At 54.5% G+C, this 426-nt stretch carries 1 protein-coding gene; it reads left to right on the top strand.

Annotation, left to right across the window (positions count from 1 at the left end; all coding sequences use genetic code 11):
• Positions 1 to 161: 161 nt before the first annotated feature.
• Positions 162 to 426: hypothetical protein (locus KDM89_RS19920; protein WP_212689620.1), on the top strand; the 265-nt coding region annotated here is incomplete at its 3' end.

The following is a 426-nucleotide window of genomic DNA, read 5'->3' on the forward strand; positions in this document are numbered from 1 at the left end:
CATCAATGACATCTTATAAACGAAGCATGTTAGCAGACAAAGTTCTTTATGTAGACGACTAAACACATGGCTGCGGCTCCACGTGCACAGTGCGAAGCATCCTTGCAAAAATACGCCAAGTCCGGTAGTCTGCGCCCTCCCTGCTTTTGATGGTCTGTACTGTGTCTGTTTCTGCTGTAGCTCGCGCCCCTGTTGTCCTGATTGCCACCGATGTCTTTGGTCACACTGCTGCCGTTGACGGGCTGGTGCGTCAACTGGGTCAGCCAGCGCTCATCGTTTCCCCATTTGAAGACAGCAGCCGCCATTTTGTGTCTGAGCAGGAAGCCTATCAAGCTTTCCTGGCCGAAGGTGGCATTGCGCGTTTCGCCGACAAACTGGCCGCTGCCCAGCTAGCCCATGCTGACAGTCTGCGCTACGCGATCGGCT

This window comes from Cognatundibacterium luofuense (genome assembly GCF_018139685.1).
Taxonomy (GTDB): Bacteria; Pseudomonadota; Gammaproteobacteria; order Burkholderiales; family Burkholderiaceae_D; genus Undibacterium; species Undibacterium luofuense.